The organism is Phytopseudomonas dryadis, assembly GCF_004327355.1.
Classification (GTDB): Bacteria; Pseudomonadota; Gammaproteobacteria; order Pseudomonadales; family Pseudomonadaceae; genus Aquipseudomonas; species Aquipseudomonas dryadis.
Genome location: NZ_QJUM01000037.1, coordinates 21,404 through 47,371, shown reverse-complemented (window position 1 = coordinate 47,371; position 25,968 = coordinate 21,404). Strand labels below are relative to the sequence as shown.

The following is a 25,968-nucleotide window of genomic DNA, read 5'->3' as shown; positions in this document are numbered from 1 at the left end:
GCAACAGAATCTGTGCGCGCGGTCCGTTTGTCCGCCTCAAGCGTCGACCATGGCCAACGCCTCTTCCACATCCACCGCCACCAGACGCGAACAGCCCGGCTCGTGCATCGTCACCCCCATCAGTTGATCGGCCATTTCCATGGCGATCTTGTTGTGGGTGATGTAGATGAACTGCACCGTCGCCGACATCTCCTTGACCAGTCGCGCATAGCGTCCGACGTTGGCGTCGTCCAGCGGCGCATCGACCTCGTCGAGCATGCAGAACGGCGCCGGGTTGAGCTGGAAGATGGAGAACACCAGTGCCAGCGCCGTCAATGCCTTCTCGCCACCGGACAGCAAATGGATGGTGCTGTTCTTCTTGCCCGGCGGGCGCGCCATGATGGTCACCCCGGTATCGAGTAGATCTTCGCCGGTGAGTTCCAAATATGCGCTGCCCCCGCCGAAAACTTTCGGGAACAGGGCCTGCAGGCCGGCGTTGATCTGGTCGAAGGTTTCCTTGAAGCGGTTGCGGGTTTCCCGGTCGATCTTGCGGATGACGTTTTCCAGGGTCTCCAGGGCCTCGACCAGATCGGCGTTCTGCGCATCCAGGTAGCGCTTGCGCTCCGACTGCTGCTGGTACTCGTCGATGGCCGCCAGGTTGATCGCGCCCAGCCGCTGGATGCGCCCGGCGAGGCGCTCCAGCTCTTCTTCCCAGGCGGTTTCGCCGGCGCCCTCGGGCAAGCCGGCGAGCACGCCGTGCAAATCGTACTGATCCTCCTGCAGCTGATCCTGCAATGCCTTGCGCCGCACGTTCAGCGATTGCCACTCCAGGCGCTGCTGCTCCAGTTGCCCGCGCAGCAGCTGAGCCTGTTGCTCGGCCTGGGTACGGCGTTTTTCCGCATCGCGCAGCTCGCGGTCGGCATCCTCCAGGGCCAGGCGCGCCAGGCGCAGTTCTTCCTCGACGCCCAGGCGCCGCTCGAGCAGTTCCTCGAGTTTCAGGCGCAGCTCCTCCAGCGGCGCGGCGCCCTCCTCCAGGTTCAGGTCGAGCTGCTCGCGCTTCTCGTGCAAGCGCTCGGCCTGCAACTCGAGCCGTTCCAGGGCCTGACGGGTGGAGTCGTGCTGGGCCCTGAGCGAGCCCAGGCGCACCGCCAGTTGATGGGCGTGGTCCTTGTGCTGGCGGGCCTCCTGGCGCACCCGGTCGAGCCGCTCGCGCAGGGCATCGCGCTTGGCCAGCAGGGTTTCGCGCTGCTGGTTGTCCAGGGCCATGCCGTCCAGGGCGTCCTGCAGCTGCAGGCGGGCCTCCCCCAGTTGCTCGTGCTCCAGCTCGCGCTGCTCGCCCAGTTCCTGCAGTTCGCTTTCGATGCGCTGGCGGCGCAGCAGCAACTGCTCGACCTTGGCCTGGCCAGCGGATAGTTGCGCCTTCAGTTCGCCGAGACGGCGGCCCTGCTCCTGGAGCTGGCGACGCTGCTGCTCGCGCAGTTCCTCTTCGCGGCCCCGGGTTTCGCGCAGGCCCAGCAGGCGCTCGTCGAGCAGCGCCAGGGCCGCTTCGCGCTCGTCACGCTCCAGGCCCAGGCGCTCCAGCTCCTGGCCACGCGCCAGCACGCCACTTTCCGCCTCGCTGGCCCGGCGCACGCGCAAAAAATGCCGACCGACCCAGTAGCCATCGCGGCTGATCAGGCTCTGCCCTTCGCCGAGCGACGCGCGGGCGGCCAGGGCCTCGTCGAGCGACTCGACCGGGCGCACCCGGGCCAGCCAGGGCGCCAGATCCAGCGCCGAGTCGACCTTGTCCAGCAGGCTGCCGGCGACCCGCGTGCCGCCCCTCTGCGGGTTGGCCAGGCGCAGATCGCCCTGGACCAGGGTGGAGAAATCCAGGCCGCTGAAATCGTCCTGCAACACCGCCTGCAGGTCGGCACCGAGCACGGTTTCCACCGCCAGCTCCCAGCCCGGCTCCACGCGCAGGCTTTCGGCCAGCCGTGGGCGCGCCTCCAGGCCTTGTTCGCGCAACCAGTCGCCGGCGCCCTTGCCGGGGTCCAGCGCGGCCTGCTGCAAGGCTTCGAGCGAGGCCAGCCGACCATTGAGCCGCTGCAGCTCGCCCTGGGCCTGCTGCTGGGCCTGCCCGGCCTGCTGCAGTTCATCGCGCAGGCGCTGCAGGCGTTCGCCCTGCTCGGCTTCGCTGGCCTGCAGCTCTTCGAAGTGCGATTCACCGGCGGCGATCCGCTCGCTCAATTCGAGGATCGCCGCGTCCTCCGGGTCGGCGGCCAACTGCTGCAGCTCATCGGCGAGACGACGCTGACGCTCGGCCAGGCGCTCCAGACTCAGTTCCAGCTGCTGGATGCGCGACTGCTGCACCTCGGCCTGGCGACGCGGCTCGGCACTGCGCTGGTTGAAGCTGTCCCACTGTTCCTGCCAGCCGTGCATGGCGCTTTCGGATTCTTCCAGCGCCGCCGCGGATTCCTCGGCGGCGGCGGCGGTCAGTTCCTGCTCGGGTTCGAGCATGGCCAGCTCCTCGCCGAGGGTGGCCAGCAGCGTGCGGTCGTGGCCCAGGTGCGACTCGGTCTCCAGCCGCGCGCGCTCGGCTTCGCGCAGGTCGTCCTGCAGCTGGCGCAGGCGCTGCTGGCCATGCTGGATGCTCTGCTCGACCCGGGCGATATCGCCACCCACCGAATAGAAACGCCCCTGCACCAGGTTGAAACGTTCGGACAGCTCGTGGTGGCCATCGCGCAGGCGCTCGATGCTGGCGTCGGCGTTGCGCTGCTCGGCGACCAGCGCCTCGAAGGCGACCTCCTGATCGCCGATCACCGCTTCACGCTGGCCGACCTGCTGGTTCAGGGCCTGCCAGCGCAGGGCGGTGAGCTGGGCCTTGAGCTGACGCTCCTCGGCCTTGTATTCCTGGTATTTCTCGGCGGCCTGGGCCTGGCGGTGCAGGCGTTCGAGCTGGCGCTCCAGCTCCTCGCGCAGGTCGGTCAGCCGCGCCAGATTGTCGTGGGTGCGGCGGATGCGGTTCTCGGTCTCGCGGCGGCGCTCCTTGTACTTGGAGATGCCCGCCGCTTCCTCGATGAAATTGCGCAGGTCCTCCGGCTTGGCCTCGATCAGCTTGGAGATCATGCCCTGCTCGATGATCGAATAGCTGCGCGGCCCCAGGCCAGTGCCGAGGAAGATGTCGGTGATGTCGCGCCGGCGGCACTTCACGCCGTTGAGGAAGTAGGTGTTCTGGCTGTCGCGGGTGACCCGGCGGCGGATGGATATCTCGGCGAAGGCGGCGTACTCGCCGGTCAGGGTGCCGTCGGCATTGTCGAAGATCAGCTCGATGCTGGCCTGGGTCACCGGCTTGCGCGTGTTGGAGCCGTTGAAGATGACATCGGTCATCGACTCGCCGCGCAGGTTCTTCGCCGAGCTTTCGCCCATCACCCAGCGCACCGCATCGATGATGTTGGACTTGCCACAGCCGTTGGGCCCGACCACGGCCGCCATGTTGCTGGGGAAGATCACCGTGGTCGGGTCGACGAACGACTTGAAGCCGGCCAGCTTGATGGACTTCAGACGCATGCAGCGGCACTCATCGATGGCGCGCGTCGCGATGTGCCCACGCGAAAAGGCCGGGATAGCTGAAAAGCCCTGGGCGTCATGGTTTTCCTTAAGGCGCTGTTGTCCTGTGGAGGGCGAGCCGCGGTGTGGCGAAAAGTGCCGGAGACCGGGCATATCCCGGCGAAAACAGGGCGAAAGTGTAACACAGCGCCCTGCCCGGCCAAGCCTGCCCCACAGGATGAGGGTAGCCCTGAAACGACGCGCAGCGCACCAATAGGAAGCACGAATCGTCGCCCACCGGCGCCCCGAGCGCCTGCCGTCGCGCTGACCACGGCGCCCGCGGTGGCTGGCATGAAAATAGCTTGACTCAAAAGTCAGCTTTTCGGTTGACCGAGCTGGCGGGCACTTCTAGATTCGCGCTATGGCGATGTCGATTGCCCGCACTACACCTGAGCGTGCCCGGAGGCCGATCTTGATCCAGTTCCTGTTCGAGGGGCGCTTGCACAGCGAGCAGCACATCGACCCGACCCTGACCGTGCTGCGCTACCTGCGCGAGCGCGCCGGCAAATGTGGCACCAAGGAAGGCTGCGCCTCGGGCGATTGCGGCGCCTGCACCGTGGTGGTCGGCGAGGTGGTCGACGAGCGCCTGCGCTACCGCACCCTGAATGCCTGCCTGACCTTCCTGCCGGCCCTGCACGGCAAGCAATTGATCAGCGTCGAATCGCTCAAGCACCAGGGTGCGCTGCACCCGGTGCAACAGGCCATGGTCGACTGCCACGCCTCGCAGTGCGGCTTCTGCACACCGGGCTTCGTCATGTCGCTGTTCGCCCTGAGCAAACAACGCCGCGACCGCGGCCCGGCCCGCGAGGCGACGCTCGAGAGCCTGGCCGGCAACCTGTGTCGCTGCACCGGCTACCGGCCCATCGTCGATGCCGCCGAGCAGGCCTGCCGCCTCGATTACCAGGATCAGTTCGATGCCAGCGAGCCGGCCACCGTCGCCCAGCTCAACGCCATAGGCGCCCGCCCCGAGGCAGGCCCGCCCCGGGAACTGCAGCATGGCGAGCAGCGCTGCCTGCTGCCGCACAGCCTGGAACAACTGGCCGAGCAGTACCTGACCCACCCCGATGCGCGCCTGCTCGCCGGCGGCACCGACCTGGCGCTGGAGGTCACCCAGCAGCAGCGCGAGCTGCCGCTGATGATTCACCTCGGCCAGGTCGCGGCGCTCAGGCGCATCGAGGTCGGCGACAGCCATATCGAGATCGGCGCCGCCGCCGCGCTGAGCGACTGCCTGCCGCTGCTGGCCGCCGAATACCCGGACTTCGGCGAACTGCTGCAGCGCTTCGCCTCCCAGCAGATCCGCAACCAGGCCACCCTGGGCGGCAATATCGGCAACGCCTCGCCCATCGGCGATAGCCCGCCCCTGTTGCTGGCCCTTGGCGCCCAGCTGGTGCTGCGCCAGGGCGAGCGACGCCGAACCCTGGACCTCGACGACTATTTCGTCGATTACAAGGTCACCGCGCGCCAGGCGGGCGAGTTCATCGAGCGGGTGCGGGTGCCGCGCGCCGTGGCCGGCCAGCAGTTTCGCGCCTACAAGGTCAGCAAGCGCCTGGACGACGACATCAGCGCGGTCTGCGCCGCCTTCAACCTGCGCATCGACGCCGGCCTGGTGCACGGTGTGCGCATCGCCTACGGCGGCATGGCCGCCACGCCCAAGCGCGCCCTTGCCTGCGAGGCCGTGCTGCTCGGTGCGCCCTGGGAACACGACACGATCGAGCGCGCCTGCCAGGCCCTGGCCGAGGATTTCGCGCCGCTCAGCGACCTGCGGGCGAGCAAGGCCTACCGCCTGCTGGTGGCGCAGAACCTGCTGCGCAAGTGCTTCTTCGAACTGCAATGCCCCGAATGGCAAACACGGGTGATCGACCATGCATAAGCCCTCGGCGAGCCAGGCCGAACTGGCCCAGCGCCTGCGCCACGACATCAGCACCGGCGTGGGCAGGAGCGTCAAGCACGAAAGCGCCGACAAGCACGTGTCCGGCGAGGCGCTGTACGTCGACGATCGCCTGGAGTTTCCCAACCAGTTGCACGTCTACGCCCGCCTGAGCGACCGCGCCCACGCGCGCATCCTCGGCATCGACACCGCGCCCTGCTACGCCGTGCCCGGGGTGGCCCGCGTCATCACCAGCGTCGATGTGCCCGGGCAACTGGATATCGGCCCGGTGCTGGCCGGCGATCCGTTGCTCGCCGACGGCAAGGTCGAGTATGTCGGCCAGGTCGTCCTCGCGGTGGCCGCCGACAGCCTGGACAACGCGCGCAAGGGCGCCATGGCGGCGCTCATCGAGTACGAGGAGCTGCCGCCGCTGCTGGACGTGGTCGAAGCCCTGGGCAAGCGCCACTTCGTCCTCGACAGCCACCAGCAGCGCATCGGCGACGCCGACGCGGCCCTGGCCAGCGCGCCGCATCGCCTGCAGGGCAGCCTGCATATCGGCGGCCAGGAGCACTTCTACCTGGAGACCCAGGTGTCTTCGGTGATGCCCGGCGAAGACGGCGCCATGCTGGTCCATTGCTCGACGCAGAACCCCAGCGAAGTGCAGAAGCTGGTGGCCGAGGTGCTCGGCATCGCCATGCACAAGGTGGTGATCGACATGCGCCGCATGGGCGGTGGTTTCGGCGGCAAGGAGACCCAGGCCGCCGGCCCGGCCTGCCTGTGCGCGGTGATCGCGCACCTGACGGGTCGGCCGACCAAGATGCGCCTGCCCCGCCTCGACGACATGCTGATGACCGGCAAACGCCATCCGTTCTACGTCGAGTACGACGTCGGCTTCGACGCCAGCGGCCGGCTCCACGGCCTGCAACTGGAGCTGGCCGGCAACTGCGGCTACTCCCCGGACCTGTCCGGTTCCATCGTCGACCGCGCCATGTTCCATGCCGACAACGCCTACTTTCTCGGCAACGCCACCATCAATGGCCACCGCTGCAAGACCAACATCGCCTCCAACACCGCCTTTCGCGGCTTCGGCGGCCCCCAGGGCATGCTCGCCATCGAGGAGATCATGGACGTCATCGCCCGCCACCTGGGCACAGACCCGCTGGCCGTGCGCAAGCGCAATTACTACGGCAAGCACACACGCAACCTGACCCACTACGGGCAGACGGTGGAGCACAACCTGCTGCAGGAAATGACCGCCGAACTGGAAGCCAGCAGCACCTACGCACAGCGCCGCGAGGCCATCCGCCGCTTCAATGCCGGCAGCCCGCTCCTGAAAAAGGGCCTGGCCCTGACCCCGGTGAAGTTCGGCATCAGCTTCACCGCCAGTTTCCTCAACCAGGCCGGCGCGCTGATCCACATCTACACCGACGGCAGCATCCACCTCAACCACGGCGGCACCGAGATGGGCCAGGGCCTCAACACCAAGGTCGCCCAGGTGGTCGCCGAAGTGTTCCAGGTCGATATCGCCCGCATCCAGATCACCGCCACCAACACCGACAAGGTGCCCAACACCTCGCCCACCGCGGCCTCCAGCGGCACCGACCTGAACGGCATGGCGGCCAGGAACGCCGCCGAGATCATCAAGCAGCGGCTGGTCGCCATGCTCGCCGGCGAGTACGGCGTGGCACACAGCGAGATCGAGTTCCGCAACGGCCTGGTGCGCGCCGGCGAGCATTGCCTGACGTTCGAGGCCGTGGCGCAGAAGGCCCATTTCAACCAGGTGTCGCTGTCCTCCACCGGCTTCTACCGCACACCGAAGATCCACTATGACCGCGACAAGGCCAACGGCCGGCCGTTCTACTACTTCGCCTATGGCGCCGCCTGCGCCGAGGTGCTGGTCGACACCCTGACCGGCGAATACCGCCTGCTGCGCGCCGACATCCTGCATGACGTCGGCGCCTCGCTGAACCCGGCCATCGATATCGGCCAGGTGGAAGGCGCCTTCGTCCAGGGCATGGGCTGGCTCACCTGCGAAGAACTGGTGTGGAACGACCAGGGCAGGCTGCTGAGCAACGGCCCGGCCAGCTACAAGATCCCGACCGTGGCCGACGTGCCGGCCGACCTGCGGGTGAAGCTGGTGGAGAACCGCAAGAACCCCGAGGACACGGTCTTCCACTCCAAGGCCGTGGGGGAGCCGCCGTTCATGCTCGGCATCGCCGTGTGGTGCGCGCTCAAGGATGCCGTGGCGAGCCTGGCCGACTACCGCCTGCAACCGCGGATCGACGCACCGGCGACCCCGGAACGGGTGCTGTGGGGCGTGCAACAGATGAAAGCGGCCCGGCAGCAGCCAGCGCCGGAGATCAGCACACGGGAGGAACCGGCATGAGCCACGACGACCCGCTGCAAGGCCACGGCGCCAGCCACGACTGGCTGAGCGCCCTGGGCGAGTGGCAACGCCTGGGCCGCCCCTGCGTGCTGGTGACCATCATCGAGGAGCGCGGCTCGACGCCGCGCAATGCCGGTTCGAAGATGGTGGTCAGCGCCGAGCAGTGCGCCGACACCATCGGTGGCGGCCACCTGGAATTCAAGGCCATGCAGATCGCCCGGGAGATGCTCGCCAGCCAGACCCGGGAGACCCGCCTGGAGCGCTTCAGCCTCGGCGCCAGCCTCGGCCAGTGCTGCGGCGGCGCCACCCTGCTGCTGTTCGAGCCCATGGGCCGCCCGCAGGCGCGCATCGCCGTGTTCGGCGCCGGCCACGTGGGCCGCGCCCTGGTACCGCTGCTGGCCGGCCTGCCGTGCCGGGTCAGCTGGATCGACGCCCGCGCCGACGAATTTCCCACGCACCTGGACCCGCGCATCGAGCGCATCGTCAACGACGACCTGGTCGAGGAAGTCGAGCGGTTGCCCGCCGGCAGTTACTACATCGTCATGACCCACGATCACGCCCTGGATCTGGCCCTGAGCGCGGCGATCCTGGCGCGGGACGATTTCGCCTACTTCGGCCTGATCGGCTCGAAGACCAAGCGCATGAAGTTCGAGCACCGCCTGCGTGAACGCGGCGTCGCCGCCGACAGCCTGGCGCGCATGCGCTGCCCCCTGGGCCTGCCCCAGGTCAAGGGCAAGCTGCCGCTGGAAATCGCCGTGTCCATCGCCGGCGAAGTGATCGCCACCTACAATGCCACCTTCGCCGAACGGCAGGCCCAGCACGACGGCATCAGCCGTCTGCTGCCCGCTTCGCGGCGCGCCCACAGCTGAGAAGTATCTCCCCATTACTGCGCTCGGCCATGCTGCGTTGCAAGCAGGCAAAAATCACGTGCACTGCGCTTTTTCGCCTGATTTCGCCTTGCCTGACCTTCCCACTACTTTTGTAAATACCCTCTACCGTCACACGAGGATTCCATGCCCAACCACCGCCATGCCTACCGCGCCGCCATCCTGCACAGCCTCGCCGATCCCGCCGTGGTCGGCAGCGAGGCGTCCTATGCCTATTTCGAAGATGGCATCCTGCTGGTGGAAGACGGCCATGTGCGCCAGCTCGGCCACGCCGCCGAACTGCTGCCACAACTGCAGGGCGTGGCGCTCACCGAGTACCCCGACGCGCTGATCACCCCGGGCTTCATCGACAGCCACATCCACTACCCGCAGACCGGCATGATCGGCGCCTATGGCGAACAACTGCTCGACTGGCTGAACACCTACACCTTCCCCACGGAAATGCGCTTCGCCGACAAGGCCCACGCCAGCGAAGTGGCGGCTATCTTCCTCAAGGAGCTGCTGCGCAACGGCACCACCACCGCGCTGGTGTTCGCCAGCGTGCACAAGCAGTCGGTGGACGCCTTCTTCGAGGCCGCCGAAGCCCTGAACCTGCGCATGATCGCCGGCAAGGTGCTGATGGATCGCAACGCGCCCGAGGCCCTGACCGACACGGTCGAGTCCGGCTATGCCGACAGCCGCGAACTGATCGAACGCTGGCACGGCAAGGGCCGCCTGCATTACGCGGTGACGCCACGCTTCGCCCCGACCAGCACGCCGGCGCAACTGGCCATGGCCGGGCAGTTGCTGCGCGAGTACCCCGAGCTGTACCTGCACACCCACCTGTCGGAGAACCGCCAGGAAATCGAGTGGGTCAAGGCGCTGTTCCCCGAGAGCAGCGACTACCTGGATGTCTACCACCAGCACCGGCTGACCGGCCCACGCTCGGTGTTCGCCCACGCCGTGCACCTGTGCGATGCGCAATGTCGGCGCCTGGCGGAAACCGGCTCGGCGGTGGCGTTCTGCCCGACCTCCAACCTGTTCCTCGGCAGCGGCCTGTTCGACCTGCGCGCCATGGAACGCCACGGTGTGCGCGTGGGCCTGGGCACCGACGTCGGCGCCGGCACCAGCTTTTCGCAACTGCGCTCGCTGAGCGAGGCGTACAAGATCATGCAGTTGCAGGGGCAGAAACTCGACCCGTTCAAGTCGCTGTACCTGGCCACCCTGGGCAGCGCCCAGGCCCTGTACCTGGACGAACGCATCGGCAACTTCGCCCCCGGCAAGGAAGCGGACTTCGTCGTCCTCGACTACCAGGCCACCCCGCTGATCCGCTATCGCCTGCAGCAGAGCGCCAGCCTGGCGGAACGGCTGTTCGCCCTGATCACCCTGGGCGACGACCGCGTGGTCAAGGAAACCTTCGCCGCCGGGCGCAGCGTGCACCGGCGCGACGGCTGAGCGCGTACCGGGCGTGCATTCAAAGGCTGACAGGCCTGGGCGGATGAGCGGGCCCTGTCAGCGGCTCACGAGGTGCGAAAAGACCGCTTTCAGATCGTCGCGGCCATTGTCCTGATCGAAGTCCAGCTTGCTGTCGATATGGTCCATGTGCTGCATCATCAGGCTCACCGCCAGGGTGGCATTGCGCGCCTCGAGCGCATCGAGCAGGGCGTTGTGCTCGTCGAAGGAACAGTGGTTGCGCTGGCCGCTTTCGTATTGGGCGATGATCAGCGAGGTCTGCGACACCAGGCTGCGCTGGAAACTGACCAGCGGCGCATTCTTCGCCGCCTCGGCCAGCCTCAGGTGGAACTCGCCGGACAGGCGTATACCGGTGCCCCTGTCGCCGCGGGCGAAACTGCTGCGCTCATCGGCCACCATCTGCCGTAGCCCGGCCAGTTCCTCGGCACTGGCATGCGCCACCGCCAGCTCGGTGATGGCCCGCTCGACCAGGCGCCGCGCATGGAAGACCTGGCGGGCTTCGTCTATGCCGGGGCTGGCCACCACCGCGCCGCGGTTGGGCCGCAACAGCACCACGCCCTCATGGGCCAGGCGCGACAATGCACGGCGGATGGTGGTGCGGCTGACGCCGAATATCTCGCCGAGCGCCTCCTCGCTCAAACGCGTACCGGGAGCCAGGCGCTGTTCGAGAATGGCATCGAAGATATGCGCGTAGACTCCTTCATCCTGGTTGCCACCGCGGGCACTGGCGCCAGGTTGTGCTGTTGCAGTGTTTGCTTCGCTCATACCGCCTCGCCTCGGGAAAATTCGTCGGAGCGTCTTCGACGCCTCCGTCCGTCACGGACGCCACGATTGTACACAATCAGCCTCTCGCGCACGCTTTCCGCGCAAATCGACGTTCTGCGCACGCAATCGGTGCAGGAAAGTGCCCGCTGACTGTACCTGTCCGCCCCTTCGCCGCTGTTGTAAGGTGCGCCGCGTTGGCCCCGACGCAACGGGGCCGTGTCCCTTCGGAGTCGCTCGATGAGCCTGGAAACCTGGTTGCTGTTCAGCGCTGCGGCGCTGGTCGTGATTCTCATCCCCGGCCCCTTGTCCCTGCTGATGGTCAGCAATAGCCTCAATTACGGCCTGCGCCGCTCGGCGCCCGCCTTTCTCGGCGGCGTGTCGGCCTCGCTCTGCCTGCTGAGCGCCTCGGCCTTGGGCCTCGGCGCCCTGCTGCTGGCCTCCGAGCAGGTGTTCAGCCTGCTCAAGCTGGTCGGCGCCCTGTACCTGTTCTACCTCGCCTGGCAAAGCTGGCAAGCCTCGCGCCAGGCCGCCCGCCCGGCCAGCGGCGAGCCCCTGGTCAGCGATCCGAGCGCCAGCGGCATGTTCTGGAAGGCCTTCGGCCTGGGCGCCAGCAACCCCAAGGACATCCTGTTCTTCGCCGCCTTTCTACCGCAGTTCATCAGCGCCCAGCAGCCGATGCTCCAGCAACTGCTGGTGATGATCGCCACCTGGGCCGTGCTCGACCTGGCCTGCAAGCTGTTCTACGCCCTCGGTGCCCATGGCGCCGCGCGCTACCTGCGCTCGGGCAAGGGGCAGGTATGGTTCAACCGGGTCAGCGCCGCGCTTTTCGGCGCTGCCGGCGGCGCCTCGCTGTTGAGCCGCTAACGGTCATGAGCGCTGGCCGCCCCGGATGATGAAAGATACGTTGTCACGCCAGGCCGCGTCGCGACCCTCGATCGCCGTGGGGGCGGCGGCTCCCACAGAATGAACGGCCCCGTGTAGGAGCCCCGCCCCCGGGGCGATGCGATCGTGGCCATTCGGCCGAATCCGCGTCGCAACCACCCTTCGCCGCGGGGGCGCGGCTCCCACAGGAACGCGGCGGACCACCGCTCAGGTAGGAGCCCCGACCTCGGGGCGATGCGATCATGGCCATTCGGCGGAATCCGCGTCGCAACCACCATTCGCTGCGGGGGCGCGGCTCCCACAGGAACGCGGCGGACCACCGCCCAGGTAGGAGCCCCGACCTCGGGGCGATGCGATCGTGGCCATTCGGCCGAATCCGCGTCGCAACCACCCTTCGCCGCGGGGGCGCGGCTCCCACAGGAACGCGGCGGACCACCGCCCAGGTAGGAGCCCCGACCTCGGGGCGATGTGATCGTGGCCATTCGGCCGAATCCGCGTCGCAACCACCATTCGCCGCGGGGGCGCGGCTCCCACAGAATGAACAGTTCCCCGGGGCGATGGTCATTGTGCCGAGATAGAGCTTTCACCCCAGGCGTTCAACTGCCGCGATAGGTGGAATAGCTGTACGGCGACACCAGCAGCGGCACGTGATAGTGGGCCTGCGCCGCGTCGATGGCGAAGCGCAGCACCACCACGTCGAGAAAGGCCGGCTCCGCCAGCGCCACCTGGCGCGCCCGATAATAGTCGCCGACATGGAAATGCAACTGGTAAACGCCGCTGCGGTAATCCTCCCCTTCCAGCAGAGGCGCGTCGCAGCGGCCGTCCTGGTTGCTGAGCTGATGCCCGAGCAGCGTCGGCTGCTCGCCTTCGATCCGGTACAGCTCGACGCGAATGGCACTGCCCGGACAACCGTGGGCGGCATCCAGAATATGCGTGGTCAATCGACCCATCTTGTTCACCACTCCCTGCCTGGCCGGCCACGCTCGCGTGACCGGCGATCAATGCGTCCAGCGCTAGCGGATACGCTGGCTATCTGCGAAGCAAGAACTGTACACAATTTCCCGCCTCGGCAACCATTCAGGCAATGCCGACCGCTCCGTTCATTTTTCCTGCAGTGGGCGCCAGAAAAAGCATTCAGCAATAAAAGCTGACCAATCAGGCAAGGTTTTTGCTTTGAAATGGCCCAAGGCACGACGCAAGATACGGGTTACAATATGCATATTGTTTTGTATACAATCATTGACACCCCGCCCTCGCCGTTGCCACTTCATGTCTGTACAGGAACGACGCCGTGAACGCCGAATACCCCCGCGACCTGATCGGTTACGCCAACACCCCGCCGCACCCGCACTGGCCGGGCGAGGCACGCATTGCCCTGTCGTTCGTGCTCAACTACGAAGAAGGCGGCGAGCGCAACGTGCTGCATGGCGATGCCGAGTCGGAAGCCTTCCTCTCGGAAATGGTCGCCGCACAGCCCCTCCCGGGCGTGCGCAACATGAGCATGGAATCGCTCTACGAGTATGGCAGCCGCGCCGGGGTCTGGCGCCTGCTCGAGCTGTTCCGCAAGCGCGCCATCCCGCTGACTGTGTTCGCCGTGGCCATGGCCGCCCAGCGCCACCCGCAGGTGATCAGGAGCATGCTCGCCGATGGCCATGAGATCTGCAGCCACGGCTACCGCTGGATCGACTACCAGTACATGGACGAAGCGCGCGAGCGCGAACACCTGCACGAGGCGATCCGCATCCTCAGTGAGATCACCGGCGAACGCCCGCTGGGCTGGTACACCGGCCGTACCGGCCCGAATACCCGGCGCCTGGTCAGGGAAGAAGGCGGCTTCCTCTACGACAGCGACAGCTACGACGACGACCTGCCCTACTGGGACCCGGCCAGCACTGCCGAGCAGCCCCACCTGGTCATCCCCTACACCCTGGACACCAACGACATGCGCTTCACCCAGGTGCAGGGCTTCAATACCGGCGACGACTTCTTCGCCTACCTCAAGGATGCCTTCGACGTGCTCTACGCCGAGGGGGTCGCGGGGGCGCCGAAGATGCTCTCCATCGGCATGCACTGCCGCCTGCTCGGCCGCCCGGCGCGCCTCGCGGCCCTGGCCCGCTTCCTCGACTACGTGCAGGGGCACGACAAGGTCTGGTGTGCCCGCCGCGTGGACATCGCCCGTCACTGGCACGCCACTCACCCCTTCACAGCGGAGCCCGCGACATGAGCCGCTTCCAGAGCCTGACCCCGTCGCAGCTGGAACGCACGGCCTTCATCGAGGCCTTCGCCGACATCTACGAACACTCGCCCTGGATCGCCGAGCAGACCTTCGATCAGGCCAGCGGCGCGATACCGGACGATATCGAGGCCCTGCACCAGCGCATGTGCGCCCAGATGCTGGGGGCGGATCGCGCGCGGCAACTGGCACTGATCCAGGCGCACCCGGACCTGGCCGGCAAGGCGGCCCTGGCCGGCCAGCTCACCGCCGCCAGCAGCGCCGAGCAGGCCGGGGCCGGCATCGATGCCTGCTCCGCCGAGGAGTACGCCCGCTTCACCGCACTCAACCAGGCCTACAGACAGCGCTTCGGCTTTCCCTTCATCATGGCGGTGAAAGGCAGCGACCGAAAACGCATTCTGGCGGCCTTCGAAGAACGCCTGCACAACACCGAGGAACAGGAATTCGCCCGCGCCCTGGGCGAAATCAACCGGATCGCCCTGTTCCGCCTGCAGGCTCTGTGAGCCCTCACCCACTTCCAGCAAGGCCGTTTCCATGACCGCATACGCCGCTCCCTTTCTGAAATACGTCAACCTCGCCGATGCCCGCCTGGGCACACGGGCGCTGTCCGTGACCGACGACTGGTTCGCCGATGTCAACCGCCTGTTCCAGCCGACGGCGGCGGTATGGAAGGAAGGCGTATTCGACGACAACGGCAAATGGATGGACGGCTGGGAGTCGCGGCGCAAGCGCTTCGAGGGCTACGACAGCGCGGTGATCCGCCTGGGCGTGCCGGGCTCGATCAAGGGCGTGGACATCGACACCAGCCACTTCACCGGCAACTACCCGCCTTCGGCGTCCCTGGAAGCCTGCTTCGTCGCCGACGGCGACCCCGACGACACCAGCGAGTGGATCGAGATCCTGCCCGCCGTGGCGCTGCAGGGCGACAGCCATCACTACCACGCCATCGACGATGCGCGTCCGTTCAGCCATCTGCGTTTCAACATCTACCCCGATGGCGGCGTCGCGCGCCTGCGCGTGCACGGCATTCCCTATCGCGACTGGGCGACGGTCACCGCCGACGAATCGCTCGACCTGGCCGCCGCCCTGAATGGCGGTCGTGCCCTGGCCTGCTCCGACCAGCACTACGGGCACATGGGCAACCTGCTCAACCCGGGCCGCGGGGTGAACATGGGCGACGGCTGGGAAACCGCACGCCGGCGCACCCCCGGCAACGACTGGGTGATCATCGCCCTGGGCCACCCGGGGGAAATCGAGCGCATCGTCGTCGACACCCTGCACTTCAAGGGCAACTACCCGGACAGTTGCTCGATCCAGGCGGCGTTCGTCAAGGGCGGCACCGATGCCCAGATCGAAACCCAGAGCCTGTTCTGGCGCGAACTACTGCCCAGCCAGAAGCTGTCGATGCACGCCGAGCATGAATTCGCCGGGCAGATCGCCCGCCTCGGCCCGATCACCCATGTGCGCCTGAACGTCTTCCCCGATGGCGGAGTCAGCCGCCTGCGCCTGTTCGGCAAGGTCGCGCGCTAGAGCACCCCAAGCGGATCGCCCTCCTCAGCGAGGCGGGGCGGCCATAACCAGACAGACAGAGCAGCCATGCGCACCCTGAAGATAGAACCCCTGACCCAGGCAGCCTTCGCCCCCTTCGGTGACGTCATCGAAAGCCAGGGCCGCGATTTCTTCCTGATCAACAACGGCTCCACCCGCCGCTATCACCAACTGGCCAGCGTACAGACCAGTGCGCCGGAGGATCAGGCGATCATCAGCATCTTCGTCGCCCAGGGCCTGCCGATGCCGCTGACGGTATGCATGCTCGAACGCCACCCGCTGGGCAGCCAGGCCTTCATGCCGCTGCTCGGCCATCCCTTCCTGATCCTGGTCGCGCCGCCCGGCGACACGCCGGACCCGCAGCAGGCGCGCGCCTTCCGCAGCGATGGCCGGCAGGGCGTCAACTATCACCGCGGCGTGTGGCACCACCCGATCCTGGCCCTGCAGGCGCAGGACGAGTTCCTGGTGGTCGACCGCCGCGGCGCGGGCGACAACTGCGACGAATATTTCTTCGACGAGACGCAGCGCCTGCTTCTCGACCCGAACCAAGCCTGAGTGACGAGCGCCTGCGCGGTGCAATGAGGTAACTGCCGTGGAAGCACACCTGACCGAGTGGCTGAACCTGATCATCCGCTGGATTCACATGATCGTCGGTATCGCCTGGATCGGCGCTTCGTTCTATTTCGTCTGGCTGGAAAACCACCTGGATCGACGCAACCCGCGCGAGGGCCTGTCCGGCGATCTGTGGGCGATTCACGGTGGCGGCATCTACCACCTGGAAAAGTACAAGCTGGCGCCGGAGAAAATGCCGGAGAAGCTGCACTGGTTCAAATGGGAGGCCTATTCCACCTGGCTCTCGGGCGTCGCCCTGCTCACCGTGGTGTACTACCTCAACCCGTCGCTGTACCTGATCGCCCCGGGCAGCGGCCTGACCCCTGGCGTGGCCATCACCCTGGGCATCGGCTCGCTGATCGTCGGCTGGTTCGTCTACGACGTGCTCTGCGATTCGCCGCTGGGCGAACGCCCGGCCCTGCTCGGCCTGGTGCTGTTCCTGCTGCTGGTGGCCGCCGCCTACGCCCTGAACCAGGTGTTCAGCGGGCGCGGCGCCTATATCCATGTCGGCGCCATCATCGGCACCCTGATGGTCGGCAATGTGCTGCGCATCATCATGCCGGCCCAGCGCGCCCTGGTCAGGGCCATCGAACAGAACACCGCCCCCGATCCGTCGCTGCCGGCCAAGGGCCTGATGCGCTCGCGGCACAATAACTATTTCACCCTGCCGGTGCTGTTCATCATGATCAGCAACCATTTCCCCAGCACCTACGGCAGCCGCTACAACTGGCTGATCCTCGCCGGCATCGCCCTGTTCGCCGTGCTGGTGCGGCACTATTTCAACACCCGCCACCAGAGCAACCGCTTCGCCTGGGCCCTGCCCGCCGCCGCCCTGGGCATGCTCTGCCTGGCCTTCGTCAGCGGCCCGAGCACGCGAAGCGAAGCGCCGGGCAAGGCGCCTGCCATCACCTACGCACCGGTGCCGGCGACAGGCCTGCCGGGCAAACCGATCGAACGCCAACAGCCCGCGGAAACAGCAGCCGAGCCGGCGCCTTCAGCACCCGCGACGGCAAGCTTCGCGGCGGTGGAGAAGGTGCTTCACGAGCGCTGCACGGTCTGCCATTCGGCCACGCCGAGCAGCCCGCTGTTCAGTGTCGCGCCGCTGGGCTTCGTGCTCGACACGCCGCAGCAGATGCAGCAACAGGCGGCCAAGATCAAGGCGCAATCGGTGGATTCGGTGATCATGCCGCTGGGCAATATCACCCAGATGACCCAGGCGGAGCGCGACCTGATCGGCGCCTGGATAGCGGCCGGGGCGAAGATCGAATGAGGTATCCCGCAATGCAAGAAGGGATGCTTGTTCAGCATCCCTTCCGGACGGGGTGTAGCGCTGACTCAGTTGGCGCGAGCGGTATCGCGTAGCGCCTTGACCTGGTCGTGGTTGCGCTGCACGCCTTGCAGCTGGGTTTCCAGCACGCTGCGCACGTTGGCCGGCAGGTCTTTCTCCAGGGCCTTGCGATAGTTCTTCAGGGCCACGTCTTCACCGCGCTCGCATTCGTTGAGGATGGCTTCGTCGTCCTTGCCGGTGATCAGGCTCTTGAAGTCGACCCAGCCGCGGTGCAGTGCGCCAGCAACGCTGGAGCTGGTTTCCGGATCGCCGCCCAGGGAACGCACCAGTTGCTGCAGTTCGGCGGCGGCACCGGCGCAATCCTGGGCGTGCTGCACGAAGAAGCTTTTCAGACGCGGGTTCTTCACATCCTCGGCGCACTCCTGGAAGCCTTTCTCGCCATCCTTGCTGGTTTCGATCAGGTCGTTGAGTACCGAAATGACGTCTTTGTTATCCACTGGATAGTCCTCTATCGCATTTACCAAAGGGGCACCATGCAGGCAGGTGCCGTGCCCTTGAGTGGAGTGGAGCGCTGTCGAGGAGGTTCAGGAAGTTTATCGCCGGCAGGCGAGCGGAACGGCCTGAGAAACAACGAAAAAGACTTGCCACGCCTGGGCCGCCGCCACTCGTCGCCTGACCGGGGAGGCCTTGATCGCGCCAGATGCTCAGCCGCCGGTCATGCTCATGAAGCGGATCACCTGCACCTGCTCGTCGGCGTCGAAGTGATGACGCTCGGGCTTGAGCTGCAAGGCCTTGAGCAGCGCGTTGCGCAGGCGCTCGCCATCGCCGGGGTGGGCCCGCATCAGGGCCCGCAGATCCAGCGCATTGTCGTGCCCCAGGCACAGCACCAGCTTGCCTTCGGCCGTCACCCGCACCCGGTTGCAGTCGCCACAGAAGTTGTGGCTGTGGGGCGAAATGAAGCCCACCCGGCTGCCACTCCCCGCCACCTGCCAGTAACGCGACGGGCCGCCCGTGACATGGCTGCTGCGCACCAGCGGATAACGCGCTTCGATACGCGCACGCACCACATCGCTGGAACAGAAGGTCTGCTCGCGCCGATGACTGGTGATGTTGCCCAGCGGCATCTCTTCGATGAAGCTGACGTCCAGGCCACGGGCGACGGCATACTCGACCAGTTCGAGCACTTCGTCGTCATTGCGTCCGGTCTGGACCACGGTATTCAGCTTGATCCGCTCGAAGCCCGCGGCCAACGCGGCATCGATGCCGGCCAGCACCTGATCGAGCTTGTCGCGGCGGGTGAAGGCGGCGAAACGCTCGCGGCGCAGGGAATCGATGCTGACGTTGAGCCGGCGCACCCCGGCCGCACGCAGGTCGGCGGCCATCTCGTGCAGTTGCGAGCCGTTGGTGGTGATCGCCAGATCTTCCAGTTCGCTGCGCGCGCCGAGGCGCTGCAACAGGCTGAGCAGGTTCTTGCGCACCAGCGGCTCGCCGCCGGTGATACGGATACGTTTGACCCCCAGGCCGATGAAGGCATCGGCGACGCTGTACAGCTCCTCGAGGGTGAGGATCTGCGCCCGCGGGGTAAACACCATGTCTTCGCTCATGCAATAGGTGCAGCGAAAATCACAGCGATCGGTCACCGAGAGCCGCAGGTAGGTGATGCGTCGGCCGAACGGGTCGACCAACTGCGTATCGTGCATGGAACGCTTCTCCCGGCTCACTGGCGAGCCAAGCTGTGCATGTGGGGATCGCTGCGGCGATGCTGCCCGCGACCGAAGCGACGCGACGCGGCCAACGTCGCCAGCGAAGCGCAAGCCAGGCCAGAGGAGGCGGGGCGCTTCGATTTGAGCCAGTCCTGAAGCCAATGCTACCATGCCCTGTCCTGGCCCGCCCGGGCGCCCGGCAAACAGCACACGAACCCAGCCCATGAGCAGTATCCGCGAACGCAACCAGGCACTGATTCTGCAAGCGGCCAGCGAGGAGTTCGCCAGCAAGGGCTTCGCCGCCAGCAAGACCAGCGACATCGCAGCCAGGGCCGGCCTGCCCAAGCCCAATGTCTATTACTATTTCAAGTCCAAGGAAAACCTCTACCGCGAGGTGCTGGAAAGCATCATCGAACCCCTGCTCGCCGCCTCCGCGCCGTTCAACCAGGCCGGGCATCCGGCCGATGTGCTGCGCGGCTACATCCGCTCGAAGATTCGCATTTCCCGGGATCTGCCGGCGGCCTCCAAGGTATTCGCCAGCGAGATCATGCATGGCGCGCCACACCTGAGCGCGACCCAGAGCGAGCAACTCAATGCCCAGGCCCGGCACAACGTGTCGTGCATTCAACGCTGGATCGAGCAGGGCCTGATGGCCCCCGTGGACCCCCACCACCTGCTGTTCAGCATCTGGGCCGCGACCCAGACCTACGCCGACTTCGATTGGCAGATCGCCAATGTCACCGGCAAGGCCAGGCTCAACGATGCCGACTATGAAGCGGCCATCGACACCATCACCCGCATGGTGATCACCGGCTGCGGCGTCCAGGAACACCAGGGCGAAGCCTCGCAACAGGTCAGCGGCGCCTGACCACACATTCAGTGACATAACCAGCCGCGCCCCGCTGCGCCACCAGGGGTCGCCCGCCTGTCCATCCCGGCTCGCCGGTGCCCCGTTTCACGGGCTCTGGAGGCCTTTCCGCGCACAGCCGCGCTCACCGCCAGCGGCCCCTCGCCATGTGCGCGAAAAGGTCGAACCGCGCCTTCGGCCGAGCAGTCACACGCACAGCCCCAGGGGGACAACTGGCAATGGAGGGCATTGATGCCACTGTTGAAACTGCTGCATTTCATCGCCCTGATCGGCTGGTGCGGTGCCCTGCTCTATCTGCCGGCGCTGATCGCCGCGGGCGGACGGCGAAGCGCGGCCTCGTCGCTGCGCCAGCACGGCGAACTGATCCGCACGCTGTTCAACCTGATCGCCACGCCAGCGGCCATCGTCGCCATCGGCAGCGGCACCGTCCTGTTCCTGCGCGACGACACCGTCGGCATCTGGCTGATCCTCAAGCTGACCTCGGTGGCGGCGCTGGTCATCTGCCATGGCCTGTGCGGCCTGCTCATCCTGCGTGGCGAACGTACGCCCCGCCCGGCCATGGGCGGCGCCTGTGCCGGCCTCGGCACGCTGATCGTCGGCATGATCGCCATCACCCTGTGGCTGGTACTGGCCAAGCCGTTCTGATCAAGGAGTCCAATGTCCATGAATGCCGCCGGGCGACATTCCCTCTCTCACTCAGTCGATGTCGACACCGACCGCGTGTTCGTAGACCAGGCGCCCGCCCAGGTAGGCCGCGATGGCGATCAGGCCTGCCGTGAGCACGGACAGGTAGAAGGCCCACAGCTCCAGGCCCTGGTCGCCATGGCGATAGCGCAGCAGCCAGTTCAGCGACGCCAGGGACAGCATCATCACGGCGATGATGGCATGGCACCAGGCGCTGATCTTCTGGCGGATTTCGCGCACGCCGAGCAGGTCGATCATGCCGGCGATGCTCGCCACCCAGCCACCCAGGGCGCCGACGCCGGCCAGCCACAGGCTGGCCCGGGCCCAGAACTCATCGGCGCTCCAGAAGTAGGCGAAATCGGTGGCGACCAGGCCGAGCAAGGCCGCCACGGGAAAGTGGATCATCATCGGGTGCAGTGGGTGGCCGGCGATCGCGGCACGGCTGACGATGGATTCCTGTTGTTCAGCCATGGCGGCCTCCGTGGAACGTTGAATGGGTGGTTAAGCAAGTTGACCGCGCTGACGCTGGCAGTTCCGTTTATATCTGCCTGCGACGGCGCCCAGTCCACCCTCGCCCCGGCCGGCCCCATGGCCCGCGATGTGGCGCTGCTGTGGTGGGCCATGTGCGGTTTCTTCGGTCTGGTGCTGGTCGCGGTCAGCGCTCTGTGGATCTACGCCCTGCACCGCAGGCCACGTGATTTCGATGCCGAACAGGCGCGCCGGATTCAACGCCGCTGGCTGATCGGCGGGGGCATCGTCCTGCCCTCGCTGAGCATCGTGCTGCTGTTGCTGTTCGGCATTCCCGTGGGCCAGCGCATGCTGCCCCTGCCGCTGATCGGCGAACAGCCGCTGCGCATCGAGGTCATCGGCCACCAGTGGTGGTGGGAAGTGCGCTACCCCGACAGCGGCGTGGTCACCGCCAACCAGTTGCACCTGCCGGCTGGCCGCCCGGTGGACCTGAGCGTCAGCAGCGCCGACGTGATCCACTCGTTCTGGGTGCCCCGCCTGGGCGGCAAGATCGACATGATTCCCGGCCGCCACAACACCATCCGCCTGCAGGCGGACGAGCCGGGGATCTTCCGCGGGCAATGCTCGGAATTCTGCGGCACCCAGCACAGCAACATGATTCTCGACGTGCAGGCCCATGCCGAAGAGGACTTCGGCGCCTGGCTCGATGCCCGCCGGGAACCGCGGATCGAGGCCCTGTCCGGCGCTGCCGGCGAGACCTTCGCCAGCTACTGCGGCAGTTGTCACCGCGTGGCGGGCGTCAGCGCAGGTACGCGCGCGCCGGATCTCAGCGACCTGGGCAGCCGGCGCAACCTGGGCAGCGGCGTACTAGCCAACGCCCCCGGCGCCACGCTCACCTGGCTGCGCGAGCACCAGCGCCTGAAACCGGGCAGCGGCATGCCGCTGACCGACGATGTCGACGCCGAACAGCTGCAAGCCATCGCCGCCTGGCTGGAGACCCTCGAACCATGAGCAATGCTGACAATACGCCGCGCCAGGACGATGCCGGGTCGCTGCACGACCAGTTCAACGACGTCTGGGGCAACCCGCGCGGCTGGAAGGCGCTGACCATCGTCAATCACACCACCCTGGGCCTGCGCTTCATGGTCACCGGGCTGGGCTTCTTCCTGTTCGCCGGTCTGCTGGCGATGCTGATGCGCGCGCAGCTGGCGCTGCCGAACAACGACTTCATGGGGCCGGAGGTCTACAACCAGGTCTTCAGCATGCACGGCACGGTGATGATGTTCCTGTTCGCCGTGCCCATGATGGAGGGCCTGGCCGTGTACCTGATTCCGAAGATGCTCGGCGCCCGGGATCTGGTGTTCCCGCGGTTGTCGGCGCTGGGCTACTGGTGCTACCTGTTCGGCGGCCTGATCCTCTGTTCCAGCCTGTTCTTCGGCGTCGCCCCCAACGCCGGCTGGTTCATGTACACCCCGTTGTCCAGCGCCGCCCATTCGCCGGGACCGAATGCCGACTTCTGGCTGCTGGGCATCACCTTCGTCGAGATTTCCGCCGTGTCCGCCGGCGTCGAGCTGGTGGTGTCCATCCTGCGCACCCGCGCCGAGGGCATGGCGCTGAACAAGATGCCGATCTACGCCTGGTACATCCTGACCATGGCGGTGATGATCGTCGTCGGCTTCCCGCCGCTGATCCTGGGCAGCATCCTGCTGGAACTGGAACGCGCCGCCGGCCTGCCGTTCTTCGAAGTGGCGCGCGGCGGCGATCCACTGCTCTGGCAGCACCTGTTCTGGCTGTTCGGCCATCCCGAGGTGTACATCATCTTCCTGCCGGCCGCCGGCATCGTCTCCACCCTGCTGCCGGTATTCGCCCGACGCCCGCTGGTGGGCTATCGCGCCGTGGTGCTGGGGGTGCTGACCACCGGTTTCATCAGTTTCGGCCTGTGGGTGCACCACATGTTCACGGTGGGCATCCCGCAACTGGCGCAGGCGTTCTTTTCCGCCGCGAGCATGCTGGTGGCCATTCCCACGGCGATCCAGGTGTTCGCCTGGCTCGCCACCCTGTGGCTCGGCCGCCCGGTGTACAACGTGCCGATGCTGTGGCTGGTGGGGTTTCTGATCATCTTCGTCTGCGGCGGCCTGACCGGCGTGATGCTGGCCCTGGTGCCCTTCGACTGGCAGGTGCACGACACCCACTTCGTCGTCGCCCACCTGCACTACGTGCTGGTCGGCGGCATGTTCTTTCCACTGGTGGCCGGCCTGTATTACTGGCTGCCGCACTTCTCCGGGCGCATGCCGTCCGAGCGCCTGGGCAAATGGGGCTTCTGGCTGGTATTCAGCGGTTTCAACATCACCTTCCTGATCATGCACTGGACGGGGCTGCTGGGCATGCCGCGGCGGGTCTACACCTACCAGAGCGGGCTGGGCTGGGATCTGCCCAACCTGATTTCCTCGGTCGGCAGTTTCATCCTGGCCATCGGGATCGCCACACTGCTGCTGGACCTGATCCTGCATTTTCGTCACGGCAAGCGGGCCACGGCCAACCCCTGGCAGGCCGACACCCTGGAGTGGGCCACCAGCCTGCCGCCCAACCCGTACAACTTCGTCAGCCTGGCCAAGATCACCGATCGTCATCCGCTGTGGCACGACCCCGATCTGCCGGCCAGCATCGCCCGCGGCGAGCATGCCCTGACGGTGATCGACCATGGCCGCCGGGAAACCTGGGGGGTCGATCCGCTGACCGGCAAGGTGCGCGAAATCATCCACCTGCCCGGCAACAGCTGGCTACCGTTCATCGCCGCCTGCCTGATCGCCCTGCTGTGCCTGAGCCTGCTGGGCAAGGTCTACTGGCTGGCGATCCTGGCGTGCGTCGCCTCGACCCTGGTATTGCTGCGCTGGAGCTGGGAAAACGGCGCCCATCCCAAGGCCGCGCCGGACGCCAGGACCCAGCCCGGTGAGCCGCCCCTGCACTCGCGCACCTGCGACGGCCCGGGCCTGTGGGGCATGGGCGTGACCCTGCTGGCCAACGGCGCGTTGTACCTGTCGCTGCTGTTCGGCTGGTTCTACCTGTGGACCGTGGCGCCCAACTGGCAGGTGCCCGACGCGCCGGTGTTCGACCAGCGCCTGCTGCTGGCCAGCGCCGTGCTGCTGTCGGTCGCCGCCGTGTGGCAACGCCAGGTGCTCAAGCGCCTGCGCCGGGGCGACGACAGCGGCCTGACGACCTGCTTCGTCGGCCTGACGCTGCTCGGCCTGGGGCACTCGGCGCTGCTGTTCTGGGCACTGCTGGCGGGCGATCTGGCGCCACGCGCGACGGCCCACGACGCGGTGATCTTCGTCCTGCTCGTCTACAGCCTCGGCCATGGCCTGCTGGCCGCCGTGCTCAGCGCCCTGCAGGCCCTGCGCGTGCGCTATGGCTATGTCAGCGCGACCTCGCCCTACGAGCCGCTGGTGGTCGAGCAGTGGTGGAACTACAGCCTCGGTGTGCTCTGGTGCAGTTACTTCGCCCTGGTGCTGTTTCCCCCGACCTTCGGAGGCGCCTGATGCAAAGCCTGCGCTCACCCTATAACCCGATGCACATGATCCTCGGCCTGATCATCTGGAGCCTGTGGTTCGTCGCCCTCTATGGGGGCCAGTCCGTGGCCTGCTCCGTGGCGCCCCCGGCGTTGCAGGACGGTGCCTGGACCTGGCTGAACCTGGCCCTCGGCGTCGGCACGGCGCTGACCCTGGTGCTGCTGGGCGCCCTCGCCCGCCTGTTCTGGCGCGCGGCACGGCACGCCCAGCGCAGCGAGCGCGAGCGCTTCGTCGCCAGCATCGCCGCCTGGATCAACCTGATCGCCGCGCTGGCCACCCTGTTCATCGCCCTGCCCATCGTGGGCCTGCCACCATGCGCCTGAGCGTCCTTGCCGGTCTTCTCCTGCTGCCGTTGCCGCTGGCCGCCCATGGCCTGTTCGACGCCCCTCCCGACGAGCGCATAGCGCTGTTCATCAGCGCCGTGCTGCTCGCCGCGGCCTGGCTGCTCTACGTCATCGGCGCGCGACGCCTGCGCCCCCATGGCTGGGAGCCCTTGTGGATGCACACGGCCATGCTCATCACCGTGCTGGCGGTGTTCGGCCCCATCGATGACTGGGCGGAAACCAGCACCAGCCTGCACATGCTCCAGCACATGCTGTTCATCGTCGTCATCGCACCCTTGTGGGCCCTGGCCAGGCCTCTGCCGCAATGGCGTGCGGCCCTCGGCCGCGGGTTGCAGCCGCTGTACAACGGCGTGCTGCGCTGCGGCCGGCACCCGTTGCCCCTGGCCATGCTGCACGGCGCGGTCATCTGGATCTGGCACACCCCCTCGCTGTATCGCCTGGCCCTGGAAAACCCATGGTGGCATGCCTTCGAACACGCCTGCTTCCTGCTCAGCGCCTGGCTGTTCTGGTGGTCCTGCCTGCGTGCCACGCCGCAGCAGGTGCCCCAGGCACTGATGGCGATGCTGCTGACCCTGATGCACACCGGCCTGCTCGGGGCCCTGCTGACATTCGGCAATACGCCCTTCTACGGCGACGCCCGCGACCTGGCCGACCAGCAACTGGCCGGCCTGCTGATGTGGGTGCCGTGCGGGCTGGTGTATCTGGCGGCGGCAGGCTGGATCGCCTGGCGCTGGCTGACGCGCATCTGGCGACGCCAGGCCGGGCAACACGGGCTCGACGAACACTATTGAAACCGCGTGGATACCGTCTCGATCCCTGGCCTGCAAGAGCCGTTCGCAGCCACAGGGTTC

At 66.9% G+C, this 25,968-nt stretch carries 22 protein-coding genes; 16 read left to right on the top strand and 6 right to left on the bottom strand.

Translation table 11 applies throughout. The features are described from left to right. Nucleotides 1–36: 36 nt before the first annotated feature. Complete coding sequence (smc, locus tag DNK34_RS23060) at nt 37–3,525, bottom strand: chromosome segregation protein SMC (RefSeq protein ID WP_131177636.1); 3,489 nt, start codon at nt 3,523–3,525, stop codon at nt 37–39. A 451-nt stretch (nt 3,526–3,976) separates the two neighbouring features. On the opposite strand from smc, the gene xdhA reads away from it, so the two are divergent. The 4 genes from xdhA to guaD all read left to right on the top strand — a co-directional run bounded on the left by xdhA (nt 3,977) and on the right by guaD (nt 10,138). Beyond that, nucleotides 3,977–5,434, top strand: a complete 1,458-nt coding sequence (gene xdhA / locus DNK34_RS23055; RefSeq protein ID WP_131177635.1) for a xanthine dehydrogenase small subunit — start codon at nt 3,977–3,979, stop codon at nt 5,432–5,434. Further along, complete coding sequence (gene xdhB, locus DNK34_RS23050; protein WP_131177634.1) at nt 5,427–7,817, top strand: xanthine dehydrogenase molybdopterin binding subunit; 2,391 nt, start codon at nt 5,427–5,429, stop codon at nt 7,815–7,817. The genes xdhA and xdhB overlap by 8 nt, the downstream gene beginning before the upstream one ends. After that, nucleotides 7,814–8,686, top strand: coding sequence for a xanthine dehydrogenase accessory protein XdhC (gene xdhC / locus DNK34_RS23045; RefSeq protein WP_131177633.1), 873 nt, complete (start codon nt 7,814–7,816; stop codon nt 8,684–8,686). The genes xdhB and xdhC overlap by 4 nt, the downstream gene beginning before the upstream one ends. A gap of 144 nt (nt 8,687–8,830) precedes the next feature. Further along, entirely contained in the window at nt 8,831–10,138 is a 1,308-nt protein-coding gene (gene guaD / locus DNK34_RS23040; protein ID WP_131177632.1) for a guanine deaminase, read from the top strand. A 57-nt stretch (nt 10,139–10,195) separates the two neighbouring features. Here guaD and DNK34_RS23035 read toward each other — a convergent pair whose 3' ends face one another. Beyond that, on the bottom strand, nt 10,196–10,921 hold the full coding sequence (locus DNK34_RS23035; RefSeq protein ID WP_131177631.1) for a GntR family transcriptional regulator: 726 nt from the start codon (nt 10,919–10,921) through the stop codon (nt 10,196–10,198). Nucleotides 10,922–11,158: 237 nt separating this feature from the next. Between DNK34_RS23035 and DNK34_RS23030 the strand changes: the two genes are divergently transcribed. Beyond that, complete coding sequence (locus DNK34_RS23030; protein WP_131177630.1) at nt 11,159–11,785, top strand: LysE family translocator; 627 nt, start codon at nt 11,159–11,161, stop codon at nt 11,783–11,785. A gap of 614 nt (nt 11,786–12,399) precedes the next feature. On the opposite strand, the gene uraH is transcribed toward DNK34_RS23030, so the two are convergent. Further along, the gene (gene uraH, locus DNK34_RS23025) at nt 12,400–12,753 is read right to left on the bottom strand and encodes a hydroxyisourate hydrolase (RefSeq protein ID WP_131177629.1); all 354 of its coding nucleotides are present in this window, start codon (nt 12,751–12,753) and stop codon (nt 12,400–12,402) included. A gap of 341 nt (nt 12,754–13,094) precedes the next feature. Between uraH and puuE the strand changes: the two genes are divergently transcribed. The 5 genes from puuE (at nt 13,095) to DNK34_RS23000 (ending at nt 17,466) form a co-directional block, all read left to right on the top strand. Continuing rightward, complete coding sequence (gene puuE, locus DNK34_RS23020) at nt 13,095–14,027, top strand: allantoinase PuuE (RefSeq protein ID WP_131177628.1); 933 nt, start codon at nt 13,095–13,097, stop codon at nt 14,025–14,027. Beyond that, entirely contained in the window at nt 14,024–14,539 is a 516-nt protein-coding gene (gene uraD, locus DNK34_RS23015) for a 2-oxo-4-hydroxy-4-carboxy-5-ureidoimidazoline decarboxylase (RefSeq protein ID WP_131177627.1), read from the top strand. Before puuE ends, uraD begins: the two co-directional genes overlap by 4 nt. A 31-nt stretch (nt 14,540–14,570) precedes the next feature. Beyond that, entirely contained in the window at nt 14,571–15,566 is a 996-nt protein-coding gene (gene alc, locus DNK34_RS23010; RefSeq protein ID WP_131177626.1) for an allantoicase, read from the top strand. A 66-nt stretch (nt 15,567–15,632) separates the two neighbouring features. Next, nucleotides 15,633–16,139: an ureidoglycolate lyase gene (locus DNK34_RS23005; protein ID WP_131177625.1), complete on the top strand. Its 507-nt coding sequence runs from the start codon at nt 15,633–15,635 to the stop codon at nt 16,137–16,139. 37 nt (nt 16,140–16,176) lie between these two features. Continuing rightward, nucleotides 16,177–17,466: a urate hydroxylase PuuD gene (locus DNK34_RS23000; RefSeq protein WP_131177624.1), complete on the top strand. Its 1,290-nt coding sequence runs from the start codon at nt 16,177–16,179 to the stop codon at nt 17,464–17,466. Between the two features lie 65 nt (nt 17,467–17,531). On the opposite strand, the gene DNK34_RS22995 is transcribed toward DNK34_RS23000, so the two are convergent. Both DNK34_RS22995 and moaA read right to left on the bottom strand, forming a co-directional pair. After that, nucleotides 17,532–17,981 carry a PA2169 family four-helix-bundle protein gene (locus DNK34_RS22995; RefSeq protein WP_131177623.1) on the bottom strand — a complete coding sequence of 150 codons (450 nt, stop codon included), beginning with the start codon at nt 17,979–17,981 and terminating at the stop codon, nt 17,532–17,534. A 207-nt stretch (nt 17,982–18,188) separates the two neighbouring features. Next, the gene (gene moaA / locus DNK34_RS22990; RefSeq protein ID WP_131177622.1) at nt 18,189–19,184 is read right to left on the bottom strand and encodes a GTP 3',8-cyclase MoaA; all 996 of its coding nucleotides are present in this window, start codon (nt 19,182–19,184) and stop codon (nt 18,189–18,191) included. A 226-nt stretch (nt 19,185–19,410) separates the two neighbouring features. On the opposite strand from moaA, the gene DNK34_RS22985 reads away from it, so the two are divergent. Then, nucleotides 19,411–20,055 carry a TetR/AcrR family transcriptional regulator gene (locus DNK34_RS22985; protein WP_131177621.1) on the top strand — a complete coding sequence of 215 codons (645 nt, stop codon included), beginning with the start codon at nt 19,411–19,413 and terminating at the stop codon, nt 20,053–20,055. Between the two features lie 231 nt (nt 20,056–20,286). Then, nucleotides 20,287–20,700 carry a CopD family protein gene (locus DNK34_RS22980; protein WP_131177620.1) on the top strand — a complete coding sequence of 138 codons (414 nt, stop codon included), beginning with the start codon at nt 20,287–20,289 and terminating at the stop codon, nt 20,698–20,700. Between the two features lie 51 nt (nt 20,701–20,751). Here DNK34_RS22980 and DNK34_RS22975 read toward each other — a convergent pair whose 3' ends face one another. Next, nucleotides 20,752–21,210: a DUF2231 domain-containing protein gene (locus DNK34_RS22975; protein WP_131177619.1), complete on the bottom strand. Its 459-nt coding sequence runs from the start codon at nt 21,208–21,210 to the stop codon at nt 20,752–20,754. A 117-nt stretch (nt 21,211–21,327) separates the two neighbouring features. Between DNK34_RS22975 and coxB the strand changes: the two genes are divergently transcribed. From coxB to DNK34_RS22955, 4 genes are read left to right on the top strand one after another with little or no spacing between them, the layout of a single operon-like run. Continuing rightward, nucleotides 21,328–22,218, top strand: a complete 891-nt coding sequence (gene coxB, locus DNK34_RS22970; protein WP_131177618.1) for a cytochrome c oxidase subunit II — start codon at nt 21,328–21,330, stop codon at nt 22,216–22,218. Then, nucleotides 22,215–24,743, top strand: a complete 2,529-nt coding sequence (gene ctaD, locus DNK34_RS22965) for a cytochrome c oxidase subunit I (protein ID WP_131177617.1) — start codon at nt 22,215–22,217, stop codon at nt 24,741–24,743. The genes coxB and ctaD overlap by 4 nt, the downstream gene beginning before the upstream one ends. After that, nucleotides 24,743–25,096 carry a hypothetical protein gene (locus DNK34_RS22960; RefSeq protein ID WP_131177616.1) on the top strand — a complete coding sequence of 118 codons (354 nt, stop codon included), beginning with the start codon at nt 24,743–24,745 and terminating at the stop codon, nt 25,094–25,096. The genes ctaD and DNK34_RS22960 overlap by 1 nt, the downstream gene beginning before the upstream one ends. Beyond that, nucleotides 25,087–25,908, top strand: a complete 822-nt coding sequence (locus DNK34_RS22955) for a cytochrome c oxidase assembly protein (protein ID WP_131177615.1) — start codon at nt 25,087–25,089, stop codon at nt 25,906–25,908. The genes DNK34_RS22960 and DNK34_RS22955 overlap by 10 nt, the downstream gene beginning before the upstream one ends. Nucleotides 25,909–25,968: the final 60 nt, after the last annotated feature.

Coding starts and splice junctions, on each gene's coding strand:
- alc (WP_131177626.1), top strand. CDS start 14,571: ATGACCGCATACGCCGCTCCCTTTCTGAAATACGTCAACCTCGCCGAT.
- DNK34_RS22975 (WP_131177619.1), bottom strand. CDS start 21,210: ATGGCTGAACAACAGGAATCCATCGTCAGCCGTGCCGCGATCGCCGGC.
- guaD (WP_131177632.1), top strand. CDS start 8,831: ATGCCCAACCACCGCCATGCCTACCGCGCCGCCATCCTGCACAGCCTC.
- DNK34_RS23030 (WP_131177630.1), top strand. CDS start 11,159: ATGAGCCTGGAAACCTGGTTGCTGTTCAGCGCTGCGGCGCTGGTCGTG.
- DNK34_RS22960 (WP_131177616.1), top strand. CDS start 24,743: ATGCAAAGCCTGCGCTCACCCTATAACCCGATGCACATGATCCTCGGC.
- DNK34_RS23035 (WP_131177631.1), bottom strand. CDS start 10,921: ATGAGCGAAGCAAACACTGCAACAGCACAACCTGGCGCCAGTGCCCGC.
- coxB (WP_131177618.1), top strand. CDS start 21,328: ATGGCCCGCGATGTGGCGCTGCTGTGGTGGGCCATGTGCGGTTTCTTC.
- uraH (WP_131177629.1), bottom strand. CDS start 12,753: ATGGGTCGATTGACCACGCATATTCTGGATGCCGCCCACGGTTGTCCG.
- uraD (WP_131177627.1), top strand. CDS start 14,024: ATGAGCCGCTTCCAGAGCCTGACCCCGTCGCAGCTGGAACGCACGGCC.
- DNK34_RS22985 (WP_131177621.1), top strand. CDS start 19,411: ATGAGCAGTATCCGCGAACGCAACCAGGCACTGATTCTGCAAGCGGCC.
- xdhC (WP_131177633.1), top strand. CDS start 7,814: ATGAGCCACGACGACCCGCTGCAAGGCCACGGCGCCAGCCACGACTGG.
- moaA (WP_131177622.1), bottom strand. CDS start 19,184: ATGCACGATACGCAGTTGGTCGACCCGTTCGGCCGACGCATCACCTAC.
- DNK34_RS22955 (WP_131177615.1), top strand. CDS start 25,087: ATGCGCCTGAGCGTCCTTGCCGGTCTTCTCCTGCTGCCGTTGCCGCTG.
- DNK34_RS23005 (WP_131177625.1), top strand. CDS start 15,633: ATGCGCACCCTGAAGATAGAACCCCTGACCCAGGCAGCCTTCGCCCCC.
- xdhB (WP_131177634.1), top strand. CDS start 5,427: ATGCATAAGCCCTCGGCGAGCCAGGCCGAACTGGCCCAGCGCCTGCGC.
- DNK34_RS22980 (WP_131177620.1), top strand. CDS start 20,287: ATGCCACTGTTGAAACTGCTGCATTTCATCGCCCTGATCGGCTGGTGC.
- smc (WP_131177636.1), bottom strand. CDS start 3,525: ATGCGTCTGAAGTCCATCAAGCTGGCCGGCTTCAAGTCGTTCGTCGAC.
- ctaD (WP_131177617.1), top strand. CDS start 22,215: ATGAGCAATGCTGACAATACGCCGCGCCAGGACGATGCCGGGTCGCTG.